The 14,589-nt window shown below is 71.7% G+C and carries 16 protein-coding genes; 12 read left to right on the forward strand and 4 right to left on the reverse strand.

Features of this window, described 5'->3' with window-relative positions; all coding sequences use genetic code 11:
- Positions 1-78 precede the first annotated feature (78 nt).
- From VM685_RS11580 to VM685_RS11605, 6 genes are all read left to right on the forward strand, one after another.
- Positions 79-846 (forward strand): sulfite exporter TauE/SafE family protein, encoded by a 768-nt coding sequence (locus VM685_RS11580; RefSeq protein WP_325460302.1) that lies wholly within the window; start codon positions 79-81, stop codon positions 844-846.
- A gap of 78 nt (positions 847-924) precedes the next feature.
- Complete coding sequence (locus VM685_RS11585; protein WP_325460303.1) at positions 925-2,409, forward strand: globin-coupled sensor protein; 1,485 nt, start codon at positions 925-927, stop codon at positions 2,407-2,409.
- Positions 2,410-2,473: 64 nt separating this feature from the next.
- Positions 2,474-2,839, forward strand: coding sequence for a DUF4180 domain-containing protein (locus tag VM685_RS11590; protein ID WP_325460304.1), 366 nt, complete (start codon positions 2,474-2,476; stop codon positions 2,837-2,839).
- Between the two features lie 63 nt (positions 2,840-2,902).
- Positions 2,903-3,310, forward strand: a complete 408-nt coding sequence (locus tag VM685_RS11595; RefSeq protein ID WP_325460305.1) for a GntR family transcriptional regulator — start codon at positions 2,903-2,905, stop codon at positions 3,308-3,310.
- Entirely contained in the window at positions 3,307-4,239 is a 933-nt protein-coding gene (locus tag VM685_RS11600; protein ID WP_325460306.1) for a slipin family protein, read from the forward strand. The genes VM685_RS11595 and VM685_RS11600 overlap by 4 nt, the downstream gene beginning before the upstream one ends.
- A 17-nt stretch (positions 4,240-4,256) precedes the next feature.
- Positions 4,257-5,651 carry an alpha/beta hydrolase family protein gene (locus VM685_RS11605; RefSeq protein ID WP_325460307.1) on the forward strand — a complete coding sequence of 465 codons (1,395 nt, stop codon included), beginning with the start codon at positions 4,257-4,259 and terminating at the stop codon, positions 5,649-5,651.
- Positions 5,652-5,654: 3 nt separating this feature from the next.
- Here VM685_RS11605 and VM685_RS11610 read toward each other — a convergent pair whose 3' ends face one another.
- The gene (locus tag VM685_RS11610) at positions 5,655-6,515 is read right to left on the reverse strand and encodes an MBL fold metallo-hydrolase (RefSeq protein WP_325460308.1); all 861 of its coding nucleotides are present in this window, start codon (positions 6,513-6,515) and stop codon (positions 5,655-5,657) included.
- A gap of 73 nt (positions 6,516-6,588) precedes the next feature.
- Between VM685_RS11610 and VM685_RS11615 the strand changes: the two genes are divergently transcribed.
- Both VM685_RS11615 and VM685_RS11620 read left to right on the forward strand, forming a co-directional pair.
- Positions 6,589-6,915, forward strand: coding sequence for a metalloregulator ArsR/SmtB family transcription factor (locus VM685_RS11615; RefSeq protein WP_325460309.1), 327 nt, complete (start codon positions 6,589-6,591; stop codon positions 6,913-6,915).
- A gap of 3 nt (positions 6,916-6,918) precedes the next feature.
- Positions 6,919-7,692: a sulfite exporter TauE/SafE family protein gene (locus tag VM685_RS11620; protein WP_325460310.1), complete on the forward strand. Its 774-nt coding sequence runs from the start codon at positions 6,919-6,921 to the stop codon at positions 7,690-7,692.
- Positions 7,693-7,696: 4 nt separating this feature from the next.
- On the opposite strand, the gene VM685_RS11625 is transcribed toward VM685_RS11620, so the two are convergent.
- Positions 7,697-8,350, reverse strand: coding sequence for a J domain-containing protein (locus tag VM685_RS11625; protein ID WP_325460311.1), 654 nt, complete (start codon positions 8,348-8,350; stop codon positions 7,697-7,699).
- A gap of 52 nt (positions 8,351-8,402) precedes the next feature.
- Here VM685_RS11625 and VM685_RS11630 point away from each other — a divergent pair, with 52 nt between their 5' ends.
- From VM685_RS11630 to VM685_RS11645, 4 genes are all read left to right on the forward strand, one after another.
- On the forward strand, positions 8,403-8,675 hold the full coding sequence (locus VM685_RS11630; protein ID WP_325460312.1) for a BolA family protein: 273 nt from the start codon (positions 8,403-8,405) through the stop codon (positions 8,673-8,675).
- Between the two features lie 81 nt (positions 8,676-8,756).
- A complete protein-coding gene (locus VM685_RS11635) occupies positions 8,757-9,263 on the forward strand; it encodes a 2Fe-2S iron-sulfur cluster-binding protein (protein ID WP_325460313.1) in 507 nt (168 codons plus the stop codon).
- Complete coding sequence (locus VM685_RS11640; protein WP_325460314.1) at positions 9,260-10,210, forward strand: xanthine dehydrogenase family protein subunit M; 951 nt, start codon at positions 9,260-9,262, stop codon at positions 10,208-10,210. Before VM685_RS11635 ends, VM685_RS11640 begins: the two co-directional genes overlap by 4 nt.
- On the forward strand, positions 10,207-12,471 hold the full coding sequence (locus VM685_RS11645; protein WP_325460315.1) for a xanthine dehydrogenase family protein molybdopterin-binding subunit: 2,265 nt from the start codon (positions 10,207-10,209) through the stop codon (positions 12,469-12,471). The genes VM685_RS11640 and VM685_RS11645 overlap by 4 nt, the downstream gene beginning before the upstream one ends.
- Positions 12,472-12,688: 217 nt before the next feature.
- On the opposite strand, the gene VM685_RS11650 is transcribed toward VM685_RS11645, so the two are convergent.
- Both VM685_RS11650 and VM685_RS11655 read right to left on the reverse strand, forming a co-directional pair.
- On the reverse strand, positions 12,689-13,066 hold the full coding sequence (locus VM685_RS11650) for a response regulator (protein WP_325460316.1): 378 nt from the start codon (positions 13,064-13,066) through the stop codon (positions 12,689-12,691).
- Between the two features lie 234 nt (positions 13,067-13,300).
- Positions 13,301-14,572: an HlyC/CorC family transporter gene (locus VM685_RS11655; RefSeq protein ID WP_325460384.1), complete on the reverse strand. Its 1,272-nt coding sequence runs from the start codon at positions 14,570-14,572 to the stop codon at positions 13,301-13,303.
- Between the last annotated feature and the right edge of the window lie 17 nt (positions 14,573-14,589).

Genomic DNA, 14,589 nt, shown 5'->3' on the forward strand with positions numbered 1-14,589 from the left:
ACAAGGCGGCGTCCGCCTGTTGGCGGCATTAGAGGAACTGGATGTGCGCGACCTCCGCCATAGGCTAGTGCGCGGTCCGTGACACCGGATTTCTGGCTCTTCGCCGCCGTCGGCTTCGCCGCCCAGCTCGTCGATGGCGCGCTCGGCATGGCCTATGGCGTGGTGTCCACCACCGTCCTCCTCAGCGTCGGGGTGAGCCCGGCCAACGCCTCGGCCAGCGTGCACGCGGCCAAGGTCTTCACCGGCGCCGCCTCCGGGCTCTCGCACCTCTTCTACCGCAACATCGACTGGCGCCTGCTGCGGCTGCTCACCCTGGGCGGCGTCGTGGGCGGCGTGTTCGGCGCCTATGTGCTGACCTCCGTCAGCGGCGACGCGATCAAGCCCTACGTGGTGGCCTGGCTCGCCCTGATGGGCCTGGTCATCCTCTGGCGCGCCTGGAAGGGGACGCGGCCGCGGGTCTTCTCCTGGCGCTCGCCCTTGCCCCTGGGCCTGGCCGGCGGCTTCTTCGACGCGGTGGGCGGCGGCGGCTGGGGCCCGGTGGTCACCTCGACCCTGCTGGGCGCCGGCGCCGACCCGCGCAAGGCGATCGGCACCACCAACGCCGCGGAGCTGTTCGTCGCCGCCGCCACCTCGGCCGCCTTCCTGGGCTCGCTGCTCACCGGCCACTGGCAGACCGCCGGCTTGCGCGGGCTTCTCTGGTCGCTCGCCGGCCTGATCATCGGCGGGGTTGCCGCGGCCCCCATCGCCGGCTGGATGACCAAGGTGCTGCCCCATCGCCTCCTGACCTGGATCGTCGGCCTGGTGGTGGTCGCGCTCGCCGGCTGGCAGGCGATCGTCCTCTTCTGAGGCGACTGTTCGGCGTTGTTAATCGCGCTTTAAAGCCGAGACGATCAATTCCCATAATGTTTGTAGGGGATTGTTTTCATGGCTCATGATTATCAGGTTAATCAGCGGCTTGAGTTCATCGGCCTGGACCCCAAGGCCGCCGAGACGCTGCGAGCCCTGAAGCCCCTGGTCCAGGCCGAGCTGCCCCGCGCGCTCGGCGACTTCTACGCCAAGGTCAGGGCCACCCCGCACACCCGCGCCTTCTTCAACGACGACGCCCACATCGACGTGGCCAGCGGTCGCCAGCAGTCCCACTGGTCGAGCATCCTCGACGGCAGGTTCGACGACACCTATGTCGGCAATGTCCGCACCATCGGCCAGGCGCACGCGCGGCTCGGTCTGGAGCCGCGCTGGTACATCGGCGGCTACGCCCTGATCTGCGAGGCGCTCACCGGAGCGGTGATCCGCCAGATGTGGCCGAAGGGCGTGCTGGGTCGCAAGGGCGGGGCGGACGAGGCCGCCGCGGCCGTGGGCGCGCTGCTGAAAGCCGCCATGCTGGACATGGACTTCGCCATCTCCGTCTACCTCGAGACCCTGGACGCCGAGCGCGAGCGGCTGGAGACCGAGCGCCGCGCCACCGAACAGGCCCAGGCCGCCGTGGTGGCCGCGCTCGGTGATGCGCTGGCACGTCTGGCCGGAGGCGACCTCGGCGCGCGCCTGGACCGCCAGATGCCTCCCGAGTTCGAGGTCCTGAAGGCCGACTTCAACAGCGCCGTGGCGGCGTTGGAGGAGGCCATCTCAGCCGTCTCGGCCTCCACCGAGTCCGTGGCCGGCGGCGCCGACGAGATCGGCGCCGCCGCCGACGACCTGGCGCGCCGCACCGAGCAGCAGGCCGCCAGCCTGGAGCAGACCGCCGCCGCGCTGGAAGAGATCACCGCCACCGTGCGGCGCACCGCCGAGGGGGCCCGGCAGGCCAGCGACGTCGTCGCCGCCGCCAAGGCCCAGGCCGAACGCTCCGGCGAGGTGGTCGGCCAGGCGGTCGAGGCCATGGGCGAGATCGAGGAGTCCTCGCGCCAGATAACCCAGATCATCGGGGTGATCGACGAGATCGCCTTCCAGACCAACTTGCTGGCGCTGAACGCCGGGGTGGAAGCCGCGCGCGCCGGCGACGCCGGCAAGGGCTTCGCCGTGGTGGCCTCCGAGGTCCGCGCGCTCGCCCAGCGCTCCGCCGACGCGGCCAAGGAGATCAAGGCGCTGATCTCGGCCTCCAGCTCGCAGGTGGCGCAGGGGGTGGGCCTGGTCGGCCAGACCGGCGAGGCCCTGCAGGAGATCGTCACCCAGGTGGCCGAGATCGACACCCTGATGACCGAGATCGCCGCCTCGGCGCAGGAACAGTCCACCGGCCTGCACGAGGTGAACCTGGCCGTGAACCAGATGGACCAGATGACCCAGCAGAACGCGGCCATGGTCGAGCAGACCACCGCCGCAACCCACGCGCTCAGGAGCCAGACCGGCGACCTGGGCCAACTGCTCGGCGCCTTCACCGTCGGCGCGCCCGCCCAGGCTCATCGCGCCGCGGCCTAGGGGCGCCGGCCTTCCCGATCGCCCCCGCGCCGGCCATGGTGCCGCGTGCGCAGCGGAGGCGGCCATGACGGACAGGATTGTTGAGATCGACGGCGCGACGGTTCTCGTCTGCGCCGCCGACGGACCTCTGCTCGCCGGCGACCGCGAGGCGTCCGACCTGCTGGGGGAGGTCCTCGGCGCGCGGGCGGAGATCCTCGCCATCCCGGTGGAGCGCCTGCCCTCCGCCTTCTTCGACCTGAAGACCCGGCTGGCGGGCGAGGTGCTGCAGAAGTTCGTCAACTACGGCGTGCGGGTCGCCATCGTTGGCGACGTCTCCGCCGCCGTCGCCCGCAGCGACGCGCTCCGCGACTTCGTGCGCGAGTCCAATCGTGGACGCTCGGTCTGGTTCGTGGACGACCTGGCGGCGCTGGAAGCCAAGCTCTCCGCCTGATCCCGCAGAACGCCGGTCGCGATTTCCGTTGACGGCCAAGCTTTGCTCAGATTGTATGAGTGTATGCATACACAGGAGCAGGTGCTGAGCACGTTGCGGGTCGAGGACACCGGCGTCCCGATCTATGTGCAGCTGCGCGAGCAGTTCCTGCGGGCCATGGGCGCGGGCGTGCTGAAGCCCGGCGACCAGATGCCCACCATGCGCCAGGTGGCGGTGGCGTTCCGCATCGACCTCAACACCGTGCGCCGCGCCTACGACGAGCTGGAGCGCCTCGGCGCGCTTTCCCTGGTCCGCGGCCGCGGCAGCTTCGTGGCCGAGCCGCCCGCGCCCCTGGAGGGCCGCGCCCGCGACGAGGCGGCCGACAATCTCGCCCGGCAGACCCTCGCCCAGGCCGCCGCCCTGGGCGTCGAGCCCGGGCTGCTCATCGAACGCATCGCGGCGCTCGCCGCCGCCAAGGAGGAAGTCCCATGAACGTCGCGCTCCTCGCCGCCTCGGCCGGTTCGTCGAAGACGGCCCGGGTGAACGGTCCCGCCGCCGTGCTCTCCGCGCTCACATTGACCGTCGCCGGGATCGCCCTCGCCCAGGACGGGGCGGTCCTGAAGGTGGCCGGCGCCGTCCTGCTGGTGCTGGCGCTGCTGATCCTGCTGGCCCTGCAGATGGCCAGTCAGTGGGAGCGGGCGATCGTCCTGCGCCTCGGCCGCTTCCGGAAGGTGGAGGGGCCGGGCCTGTTCCTGATCATCCCGGTGGTCGACCAGGTGGCCTACTGGATCGACCAGCGCATCCAGACCACCGAGTTCAACGCCCAGCAGGCGCTCTCCAAGGACACGGTGCCGGTCAACATCGACGCGGTGATCTTCTGGCAGGTGCACGACACCGAGCGCGCCGCCCTGGAGATCCAGGACTATCGCCGGGCTATCGCCCAGGTGGCTGAGACCTCCCTGCGGGAGCTGGTCGGCGCCTCCATGCTGGCCACCCTGCTCGCCGAGCGGAAGCAGGGCGACGAGCTGCTGCGCGAGGTGATCGGCCGCAAGACCGCCGACTGGGGCATCTCCGTCCTGTCGGTGGAGATCCGCGACATCGGCGTGCCCGCCGCCCTGCAGGACGCCATGAGCCGGCAGGCGCAGGCGGAACGCGAGCGGCTTGCCCGCGTCGCCCTGGGCCAGGCCGAGCAGGAGGTGGCGATCAAGTTCGTGGAGGCCGCCGAGATCTACGGCCGCTCCCCCGCCGCCCTGCAGCTGCGCGCCATGAACATCATCTACGAGACCACCAAGGAGGGCGGCGCGACCATCCTGCTGCCCACCGCCATGGTCGACGCGATGAACCCCGGCGGGGTGCTGGCCCTCGCCCAGGCGGGCCTCGCCGCGCAAGGCGCCGCGTCGGCGCCCGCCACCAACGGCTGACAGGGAAGGAGACGGTCATGGGCGTAGGCGTGACGCGTTGGGTGCTGGGCCTCGCCGGGGCCCTGGCGGCCATGGTCCTGGTGCTGGCCCAGGCGGCCCGAGCCCAGGAGGCGGCCGGCGAATGGCACGGCGTGCTCAGCGCCATGGGCGCCGAGCTGCGCATCGGGGTGGTGATCGAGACCGGGCCGAACGGGCTGACGGGCCACCTCACCAGCCCGGACCAGGGCCCGATGAAGATCCCGCTGGCCGAGCTCCGCATGGAGGGGAACAGGCTCGCCTTCACCGCCCCCAGCGTCCGCGGCCGCTACGAGGGGACCTGGGACGCGGCGCGTGGCGCCTGGTCGGGAACCTGGACCCAGATCCAGCCCCTGCCGCTGGTGCTCGAGAAGGGGCCGGTCCCGCCGCTCGTCCGCAACCGACCCCAGGTCCCCTCCAAGCCCTATCCCTACCGCGAGGAGGAGGTGGCCTTCGACAGCCTAGGCGGCGCGCGGCTCGCCGGCACGCTGACCCTGCCCCAGGGACCGGGACCGTTTCCGGCCGCCGTGCTGATCAGCGGCTCCGGCCCGCAGGACCGTGACGAGACGCTGGCCGGCCACAAGCCCTTCCTGGTGCTCGCCGACCACCTGACCCGCCAGGGGATCGCCGTGCTCCGCTACGACGACCGGGGCTTCGCGAAGTCCACGGGGAACCTGGCGACCGCCGCGGCGGCCGAATTCGTCGCCGACGCCCGCGCCGCGGTGGCCTTCCTGCGCGCCCGTCCGGAGATCGATGCGGGCAAGGTCGGCCTGATCGGCCACAGCGAAGGCGGGGTGGTGGCGCCCCTGGTCGCCGGCGAGGACCCGAAGATCGCCTACGTGGTTCTGCTGGCCGGGCCCGGCGTGCCGCTCGGCGAGCTGCTGGCGGCCCAGCGCAAGGCCGTCTACGGCGTCGGCGGCGCGCCGCCGGAGCGGATAGCCGCGGCCCAGGCCGTCCTCGCCAGGGCCGACGCCGCGGTGCTGGCCGGCTCGGACTTCCAGGCGGTGAAGCGGGAGGTGACCTCCATGCTGACCGGGGCCCTGGGCCTCCCCGCGGAGGCCGCGGCCATGCAGGCCGGCCTGATGGCGACGCCCTGGTACAAGTGGATCATCGGCTACGATCCGCGGCCCGCGCTGTCCCACGTGCGCCAGCCGGTCCTGGCCGTGAACGGCGAGAAGGACCTGCAGGTCCTGCCAGACCAGAACCTGCCGGCGATCCGGGAGGCGCTGAAGGGCAATCGCGACGTCACGGTCATGGAGCTGCCCGGCCTCAACCACCTCTTCCAGACCGCGACCACCGGCTCGCCCATGGAATACGGGCGCATCGAGGAGACCTTCGACCCCGCGGCCCTGAAGGTGGTCGGCGACTGGATCGTGGCGCGGACCCGCGCCAGGTAGGGGTCAGGCGGCCCTCACCGGCAGCCTGAGGAAGACGTTGCCGGCCGACGTGGCCGGGGGCAGGGCGCCGGCGCGGATGTTCACCTGCAGGGACGGCAGGATCAGGGTCGGGGCGGCGAGGGTGGCGTCGCGGGCCTGCCGCATGGCCACGAACTCCGCCTCGCCGACACCCTCGTGGACGTGGACGTTGCGGGCGCGCTCCTCGGCCACCGTGGTCTCCCAGCGGAACTCCTCGCGGCCGGCCGGCAGGTAGTCGTGGCCCACGAACACCCGCGTCTCCGGCGGCAGGGCCAGGATCTTCTGGATCGAACGGTAGAGGGTGGCCGCGTCGCCGCCGGGGAAGTCCGCCCGCGCCGTGCCGTAGTCGGGCATGAACAGGGTGTCGCCCACGAATGCGGCCTCGCCGATCAGGTAGGTCACGCAGGCCGGGGTGTGGCCCGGCGTGTGCAGCACGCGCACCGTCAGCTCGCCGAGCGCGAGCGTGTCGCCCTCGTCCAGCAGGACGTCGAACACCGCCCCGTCCGCGGCGACGTCGTCGGCCTCGAACACCGGGATGAAGGTCTTCTGCACCTCGCGGATGTGCGCGCCGATGACCACCTTGGCGCCGGTGCTGCCGCGGATGTAGTCGGCGGCCGAAAGGTGGTCGGCGTGGGCGTGGGTCTCCAGCACATAGGCTAGCGTCAGGCCTTGGTCGGCGATCGCCTGCAACAGCGCGTCCGCGGAGGCCGTCGAGAGCTTCGCGGCCTTAGGCTCGAAGTCGAGCACCGGGTCGATGATCGCCGCCTGCCCCGTCGCCGGATCGGAGACCAGGTAGCTGGCCGTCGAGGTGGCGAGGTCGAAAAATGCCTGAACGCGGGGTTGCATCGGGGAGCCTCCTTATGGCGTCCCGGCTTATATAAGAAGTTGCTAAATTAGAAACAATGCATATATCCGCGTCATGTTCGATCTCGCGACCCTGGACATCGCCCGCCTCGACGCGAGCGCCGCGCAGGCCGCCCGGCTGCTGCGCACGCTCGGCAACGAACGCCGTCTGATGATCCTCTGCCGCCTGGCCGACGGCGAGCGGTCAGTGGGCGAGCTCCAGCCCCTGGTCGGCCTCTCCCAGTCGGCGCTCTCCCAGCACCTCGCCGTGCTGCGCGAGGAGGAGGTGGTGGCCACGCGCCGTGAGGGCCAGACCGTCCGCTACCGGGTCGCCGCCCCCGCCGCCGTGAAGGTGCTGGCGACGCTGGCCGAGATCTTCTGTCCCACAGACACGGGAACCTGATCCATGGACCTCGCCTGGACCCTCGGCTCGGCGGCGCTCAGCGGCGCTCTCGTGGGCCTGCTGCTCACCGTGTTCGGCGGCGGCGGCTCGGTGCTGGCGACCCCGCTGCTGATCTACCTGGTGGGCGTGCGCGATCCGCACGTGGCGATCGGCACCTCGGCGGCGGCGGTGGCCGTCAATGCCGCCATGGGCCTCGCCACCCAGGCCCGCGCGGGCCGGGTGAAGTGGCCCTGCGCCCTGGTGTTCGGGACGGCCGGCCTCGCCGGGTCGCTGCTGGGCGCGCACCTGGCCAAGCAGATGGACGGCGAGCGGCTGCTCGCCTGGTTCGCCCTCGCCATGGCGCTGGTCGGCCTCTCCATGCTGCTCCCCCGCAAGTCCGCGGGCGATCCTCAGGTGCATCTCACGCGGGGGCTGACCACGCGGCTGGCGCCGGTGGGCCTGGCCACCGGCTTCGCGGCCGGCTTCTTCGGCATCGGCGGCGGCTTCCTGATCGTCCCGGGCCTCATGGCGGCCACGGGGATGACGCTCGCCCACGCCGCCGCGTCTTCGCTGGTTTCGGTCACCCTCTTCGGCGCGGCGACGAGCGTCAGCTACGCGGCCTCGGGTCTGGTGGACTGGCCGGTGTTCGCGGCCCTGGTGGCCGGCGGCGCGCTCGGCGCCCTGGCCGGATCGCCCGCGGCCCGGGCCCTCGCCGGCCGGGCGGACGTGGCCCGCCGCGGCTTCGCCCTGATGGTGGTGGCGACCGCCGCCTACGTGGCCTGGCGGGCGCTCGCCTGAGGCGTCAGACCATCCCGGCCTTGCGCAGCGACTGGTAGGCCTTGATCACCCGCTGCAGCTTGTGCTCGCCGGACCGGTCGCCACCGTTGGCGTCCGGGTGCAGGCGGCGCACCAGCTCGGTGTAGCGGCTGCGGATCTTCGCTCCGTCGGCGTTGACGTCGAGGTCGAGGTCGGCCAGCGCGCTGCGCTCGATCTTGCCGATCCGGCGGTCCTCCGGCTCCGGCGCTGGGCGGGGTCCGGCCGCCCCGCCGAACATGTTGAACGGATCGCGGTAACCCTGGCCCTGCCCGAACTTCGCCGCGAAGGCCGCCGCCTCGCGCGACATCCGGCCCGCCTTCATCTCCCAGGTAGGACGCCCGCCGGTGAACAGCTCCTCGTGCTGGCGGCGGCGCACCTCGCCCTCGCTCATGCCGGCGAAGAAGTTCCAGTTGCGATTGTACTCGGCCGCATGCGGCTGGCAGAACCAGTAGTGCTCGTTGAGCATGTCCCGTGATTTGGGCGCCCGCGCGGTGGCCGCCAGCCGGCAGCCGGGGTGGTCGCAGGCCCGCTCGCCCGGCTTGAGCGCGTTCACGTCCTCGGCCCGCGCGTCCTCCTCGTCGGAGGGGGGACGCACGCGGATGTCGAGGAACTTGGGCTTGTATTGAAACGCGCCGGGCATGGACCAAGTATGGGGGGAAGATATTCCCCTTCAAGAATTGAAGACGGAGCCGATGGGCGCTATCCTCGAAGCCATCCACAGCAAGCTTACGGCCACGTTCCAGCCCACCCGGCTGGAGATCGAGGACGATTCCGCCCGCCACCACGGCCACGCGGGCGCGCGTCCGGGCGGCGAGAGCCACTTCAACGTGACCATCGAGGCCCAGGCCTTCGCCGGCGCGCCGAAGGTCGCCCGCCAGCGGATGGTCTACAAGGCGCTCGCCGAGGAGTTGGCCGGCCCGGTCCACGCGCTGACCGTCAAGGCGCTGGCGCCCGGCGAAGCCTAGGCGCTAGACTAAACATACGTTTGAAGAGCCGCCCCATTCGCAAGGAAGGGCGGCCGACGACAATGCGGGAGGGCCTCGCGCTTGCGGACCACGATCACCGTCAACGGGGAGGCGCGGTCGCTCGACGTCGACCCGCGCACCACCCTCCTCGACGCCCTTCGCGAACACCTGCGGCTCACCGGCTCCAAGAAGGGCTGCGACCATGGCCAGTGCGGCGCCTGCACGGTCCTGGTGAACGGGGTGCGGATCAATTCCTGCCTCTCGCTGGCGGTGATGCACGACGGCGACGAGGTCACGACCATCGAGGGGATCGGAACGCCCGAGCGGCTGCATCCCCTCCAGAAGGCCTTCCTTGAGGAGGACGCCTTCCAGTGCGGCTACTGCACGCCGGGGCAGATCTGCTCGGCGCTCGGCATGCTCTCCGAGGTGGAGGCCGGCTGGCCCAGCCAGGCGGCCGCCGACGTGGCTGCCCCGCCCTCGCTCACCGGCGACGAGATTCGCGAGCGGATGAGCGGCAACATCTGCCGCTGCTCGGCCTATCCGCAGATCGTCGAGGCGATCCGCAGCGCTGCGGAGGAGCTCGCTTGAGGCCCTTCACCTACGAACGCGCGACGGATCCCGCGGCGGCGGTGAAGGCCGCGGCGGAGACGCCGGACGCCCGTTTCATCGCCGGCGGCACCAACCTCTTGGACCTGATGAAGCTGGAGATCGAGCAGCCCGCGCACCTGATCGACGTGTCGCGGCTCCCCCTCGCACGGATCGAGGACACGCCCGACGGCGGGCTGCGCATCGGCGCCATGGCCACCAACAGCCAGGTGGCGGCCGACGCCCGCGTCCGCGCCCGCTATCCGGTGCTCGCCGAGGCCATCGTCGCCGGCGGCTCGCCGCAGCTGCGCAACAAGGCCAGCGTCGGCGGCAACCTCCTGCAGCGCACCCGCTGCGCCTACTTCTACGACACCGCCAAGCCCTGCAACAAACGCGAGCCCGGCTCCGGCTGCGGGGCGCTGGAAGGCCTGAACCGCAACTCCGCGATCCTGGGCGCCAGCCATGCCTGCATCGCCACCCACCCGTCCGACATGGCCGTGGCGCTGGTGGCCCTCGACGCCCGGGTCGAGACGCTCTCGCCCTCGGGCGACGTCCGGCGCTTCATCGTCGACGAGCTGCACCGCCTGCCCGGTGAGACGCCACACCTCGAGACCCACCTGGTCCCTGGCGAGCTGATCACCGCCGTGGTCCTGCCGTCGCCGCCGCAGGGCGGGCAGGTCTATCGCAAGGCCCGCGACCGGGCCTCCTACGCCGGCGGCCTGGCCAGCGTCGCGGTGGCGGGCGGCCGGGTGGCCCTTGGCATGGTCGCCCACAAGCCCTGGCGCGCGGCCGACGCCGAGGCCGCCCTGGCCGGCGGGGCGACGGCCGAGGAGGCGATCTCCGCGGAGCTCGCGCAGGCCAGCGACAACGGCCGCAACGGTTTCAAGATCACGCTGACGGCCCGCCTCGGCGCGGCCGCCATCGACGAGGCGAGGGGGAAGGCCAGATGAGTTCGGTCGCCGACTGGGCCCTGCCCAACCCCGTCTCCGAGAACCGCTCCGGCCTGATCGGCAAGGCGGTGGACCGCTATGAGGGCCCGCTGAAGGTCACCGGCACGGCCCCCTACGCCTATGAGGTCGAGCCGCCCGCGCCGCCGGCCTACGGCGTCATGGTCCCGGCGACGATCGCGCGCGGCCGGATCACCGGCGTGGACACCGCCGAGGCGGAGGCCGCGCCCGGCGTCCACCTCGTCTGGACCCACCGGAACGCGCCAGAGCAGGGGGCGCGCGGGACAAAGGTCCATCCCCGCTCCACGGCCACGGCGCGCCCGGCCCTGGAGAACGACCGCGTCGCCTACTACGGCCAGCCGGTGGCCTTCGTCCTGGCCGACACCCTGGAGAACGCCACCGCCGCCGCGCGCCTGGTGCGCCTCGCCTATGCGGAGGATCCGGCCGCGGTGGATTTCCACGCCCACCTCGACGAGGCCGGCGATCCGCCGGGCGAGGAGGACGTGCGGGTCGGGGACTTCGAGGCCGCCTTCGACGCGGCCCCGGTGAAGCTGGACGCCACCTGGACCACGCCGCTGCAGAACCACTGCCAGATGGAGCCCTGCGCCACGACCGCCTGGTGGGAGGGCGAGAAGTGCGTCGTGCACACCTCCGTCCAGATGGTGAAGCCCGCCCAGCACGGCCTCGCCGAGACGCTGAAGATCGGCCGCGACGACGTGCGCCTGATGACCCGCTACATCGGCGGCGGCTTCGGGGGGAAGGGCCAGACCTACGACGAGCTGACCCTGGCGGCCCTCGGCGCCCGCGCCCTCGGCCGGCCGGTGAAGGTCGCCTTCAGCCGCCAGCAGATGATGCACGGCACGGTGCACCGCCCGGCCACCGTCCAGCGCGTCCGGCTGGGCGCCACGCCGGACGGGCGGCTCACCGCCATGTCGCTGATGACCGTGACCCACTGCCACCGCGAGGGCCACTTCACCGAGCACGCCTCCAACTTCGCCCGCAGCCTCTATGCGGCGCCGAACCGGCTGACCGGCCACCGGCTCGTCCAGCTCGACCTGCCGCTCGCCGGCCCCATGCGCGCGCCCGGCGAGGCTGTCGGCATGCTGAGCCTCGAAGTGGCCATGGACGAACTCGCGGAACGGCTTGGCCTCGACCCGGTGGAACTGCGCATCCTCAACGAGCCGGAGGTCGACCCCGAGACCGGCAAGCCCTTCTCCATCCGCCAGCTGGTCCGCTGCCTGAAGGAGGGCGCCCAGATGTTCGGCTGGGACCGCCGGATCCCGACGCCCGGCCGGGTGCGCGACGGCCGTTGGCTGGTGGGCATGGGCATGGCCGCGGCCATCCGCGGCAACTTCCTGCTGCCGGCCAAGTGCAGCTTCTCGGTGGATGCGGACGGCGTCATCACCGTGCGCCAGGGCATGACCGACATCGGCACCGGCACCTACACGGTGCTGGCCCAGATCGCCGCCGAGACGCTGGGCGTGCCGCTGAAGGACGTGCGCGTCGAGATCGGCGACTCCGAGCTGCCGCCGGCGCCCGGATCCGGCGGCCAGTTCGGGGCGGCGACGGCGGGCTCCGCCGCGCTGGCGGCCGGCATGAACCTGCGCAAGGCCATCGCCGAACTGGCCGCGGCCGATCCCGCCTCGCCGCTGAACGGCGGCCCGGTCGAGGAGGTCACCTTCGAGGACGGCGTGGTGGCCATCGGCAACCGCTCGGAGCGGCTCGCCACCCTCATCGCCCGCGCCGCGCCGCAGGGCCTCACCGTCGAGGGCGAGATCCGCCCGGCCGCCGACGCCCGCAACTGGAGCCAGCACACCTACGGCGCCCACTTCTGCGAGGTCGGCGTCGACACCGTCACCGGCGAGACGCGGGTGCGGCGCATGCTCGGGGTCTTCGCGGCCGGCCGCATCCTCAACTGGAAGACGGCCCGCAGCCAGCTGACCGGCGGCATGATCTGGGGCGTCGGCGCGGCGCTCACCGAGGGCAACGCCGTCGACCCGCGCTACGGCTCGCTCATCAACCAGGACCTCGCCCAGTACCTCGTGCCCGTGCAGGCGGACGTCGGCGAACTGGACGCCATCATGCTCGACGAGGTGGACGACAAGGCCAATCCCATGGGCATCAAGGGTGTCGGCGAGCTCGGCATCTCGGGCGCGGGCGCGGCGGTGGCCAACGCCATCTACAACGCCTGCGGGGTGCGGGTGCGGGACTATCCCATCACCCCGGACAAGCTGCTGGCGGGGCTCCTGGCCCAGGGGCGCTGACGCGTCGTTTCCAAATGCGCAGAGCTGTTATGCGCAAATCGCCACTACCGTGACGTCGGGCACAGCCTATCTCCCGCGTCCTTGCTGTGAAGCTTGGACCTATCGAGGAGACGGGAACATGAAACTCTTGCTGTCGCTGGCCGCCCTGGTGGGCTCGGTCAGCATCGCCATGATCGACGGCGCGGGCCGCGCCTTCGGCTACCTCTAGCCGGAGGCGTCAGCCGACGGCCGCGCGCAGCTCGCCCAGCACCCGGGCCAGGTCGCCCTCGCGGAACGGCTTCTGCAGGACGGGCGAACCCTTGTCGACATCGCGCAGGCCCGCGTCGCCGTAGCCGGTGGCGAAGGCGAACGGCGCCCCGCGCTCGCGCAGCAGGTCCGCCAGCGGGAAGATCGGCTGGCCGCCCAGGTTCACGTCGAGCACCGCGCAGTCCAGCTCCGCCGCCTTGGCCAGCTCGATGGCCTCGTCGAGCCGCGAGGCCGGTCCCACGACCGTGCAGCCGAGGTCGCCGAGCATGTCCTCGATGAGCATCGAGACCATCATCTCGTCCTCGACCACCAAGACGCGCAGGCCGTCCAGCTTCGCAGTATCCGTCATTCCTCAGGCTCCAACGCGCACATCGGCGATCCGAAGCGGCAAAGCAGGCGTGCGGGCCGGTCGTCAAGCGCGACCCCGCCGCTCGCCCCGCCCGATTCAGTCCGCTCCGGCGCCAGGTTCGGTCCATCCTTAGACGCGGTCATAGGTGAACGCACGCTGACTTTCCCCCCGATCCCACGTCGCCATCAAGCGGCGCCGCAGGGCTCCGCCAGACCTCAACGCACGAGAACCACATTAGTCCGCCGGAACCTCGGGGGCGGAGACCTGCAGGACGGTGATCTGGTTGCCCTTGCGCTCCACCACGCGGAACTCGTGCCGGTGGAAGGCGAAGACCTGGCCCACGTCGGGGATCCGCTGGGCCTCGTGGATCAGCAGCCCGGCGACGGTCACCGCCTCTTCGTCGGGCAGCATCCAGTTCATCGCCCGGTTGAGGTCGCGGATGGTCACCGAGCCGTCGACGATCACCGAGCCGTCGGGCCCCGGCCGCACGCCCGGCACCACCACGTCGTGCTCGTCCTCGATCTCGCCCACGATCTCCTCGAGGATGTCCTCGAGCGTGATCAGCCCCTCGAGCGTCCCGTACTCGTCCACCACCAGGGCGAAGTGGCTCTGCCGCTTCAGGAAGGCGGCGAGCTGGTCCTTCAGCGTCGTGGTCTCGGGGATGAACCAGGCCGGCCGCATGATCCCCTTGACGTCGAGCTCGTCGATCTTGCCGTCCGCCTCGGCGATGGCCTGCAGCAGGTCCTTGGCGTGCAGCACGCCCACGATGTTCTCCGGCTCGTCGCGGTAGAGCGGCAGGCGGGTGTGGGCGGCCTCCAGGGCCGCGGCCAGGATCTCGCGCGGCGGCAGGTCGGCGTCGATCATCGAGATCGCCTTGCGGTGGACCATCACCTCGCCGACGTCCATCTCGCCCAGGTCCAGCACCCCGCCCAGCATCCAGCGGTCGCGGGTCTCCACCAGGCCCTCGGAGTGGTGGTACTCCACCGCGCCGCGGATCTCCTCGTGCGCGGCCAGGACGTCGATGCCCATGTCGAGCCTGATGCCGAAGGGCCGGAGCGTCTGGCGCACGATCCACTGGGCGCCGTCGGCCAGCGGGCCGAACAGCCGCACGATCCAGAACGTCGGGATCGACAGCCAGCGGGCGACGTCGTCGGCCCGGGCGATGGCGATGGTCTTGGGCAGGATCTCGGAGAACACCACCACCAGCACGGTCATCACCACAGTGGCCACCAGCGGGCCCATCACCGAGCCCTGCGGGAAGACTGAGGTCAGGACCGCCGTCGTCAGCGCCGAGGCGAAGATGTTGATGACGTTGTTCGAGATCAGGATCGCCCCGATCATCTTTTCCTGGTTGGCGATCAGCCGGTTCACCCGGCGCGCCGCCCGGTCGCCTTCGCGCTCCAGCTGGTGCATCCGCGCCCGCGAGGCGGCGGTCATGGAGGTCTCGGCGGCCGAGATCAGGCCGGACGCCGACAGCAGCAGGATCAGCGTCGGCGCGAGCGCCATCAGCTTGGCGACGACGG

Source organism: Phenylobacterium sp. (assembly GCF_035539035.1).
In the GTDB taxonomy this organism is placed as follows: domain Bacteria; phylum Pseudomonadota; class Alphaproteobacteria; order Caulobacterales; family Caulobacteraceae; genus Phenylobacterium.

Bases quoted from the DNA above. Each gene is read 5' to 3' on its own strand.
- VM685_RS11585 (WP_325460303.1), top strand. From the start codon at position 925: ATGGCTCATGATTATCAGGTTAATCAGCGGCTTGAGTTCATCGGCCTG.
- VM685_RS11590 (WP_325460304.1), top strand. From the start codon at position 2,474: ATGACGGACAGGATTGTTGAGATCGACGGCGCGACGGTTCTCGTCTGC.
- VM685_RS11595 (WP_325460305.1), top strand. From the start codon at position 2,903: ATGCATACACAGGAGCAGGTGCTGAGCACGTTGCGGGTCGAGGACACC.
- VM685_RS11600 (WP_325460306.1), top strand. From the start codon at position 3,307: ATGAACGTCGCGCTCCTCGCCGCCTCGGCCGGTTCGTCGAAGACGGCC.
- VM685_RS11605 (WP_325460307.1), top strand. From the start codon at position 4,257: ATGGGCGTAGGCGTGACGCGTTGGGTGCTGGGCCTCGCCGGGGCCCTG.
- VM685_RS11610 (WP_325460308.1), bottom strand. From the start codon at position 6,515: ATGCAACCCCGCGTTCAGGCATTTTTCGACCTCGCCACCTCGACGGCC.
- VM685_RS11615 (WP_325460309.1), top strand. From the start codon at position 6,589: ATGTTCGATCTCGCGACCCTGGACATCGCCCGCCTCGACGCGAGCGCC.
- VM685_RS11620 (WP_325460310.1), top strand. From the start codon at position 6,919: ATGGACCTCGCCTGGACCCTCGGCTCGGCGGCGCTCAGCGGCGCTCTC.
- VM685_RS11625 (WP_325460311.1), bottom strand. From the start codon at position 8,350: ATGCCCGGCGCGTTTCAATACAAGCCCAAGTTCCTCGACATCCGCGTG.
- VM685_RS11630 (WP_325460312.1), top strand. From the start codon at position 8,403: ATGGGCGCTATCCTCGAAGCCATCCACAGCAAGCTTACGGCCACGTTC.
- VM685_RS11645 (WP_325460315.1), top strand. From the start codon at position 10,207: ATGAGTTCGGTCGCCGACTGGGCCCTGCCCAACCCCGTCTCCGAGAAC.
- VM685_RS11650 (WP_325460316.1), bottom strand. From the start codon at position 13,066: ATGACGGATACTGCGAAGCTGGACGGCCTGCGCGTCTTGGTGGTCGAG.
- VM685_RS11655 (WP_325460384.1), bottom strand. From the start codon at position 14,572: ATGGCGCTCGCGCCGACGCTGATCCTGCTGCTGTCGGCGTCCGGCCTG.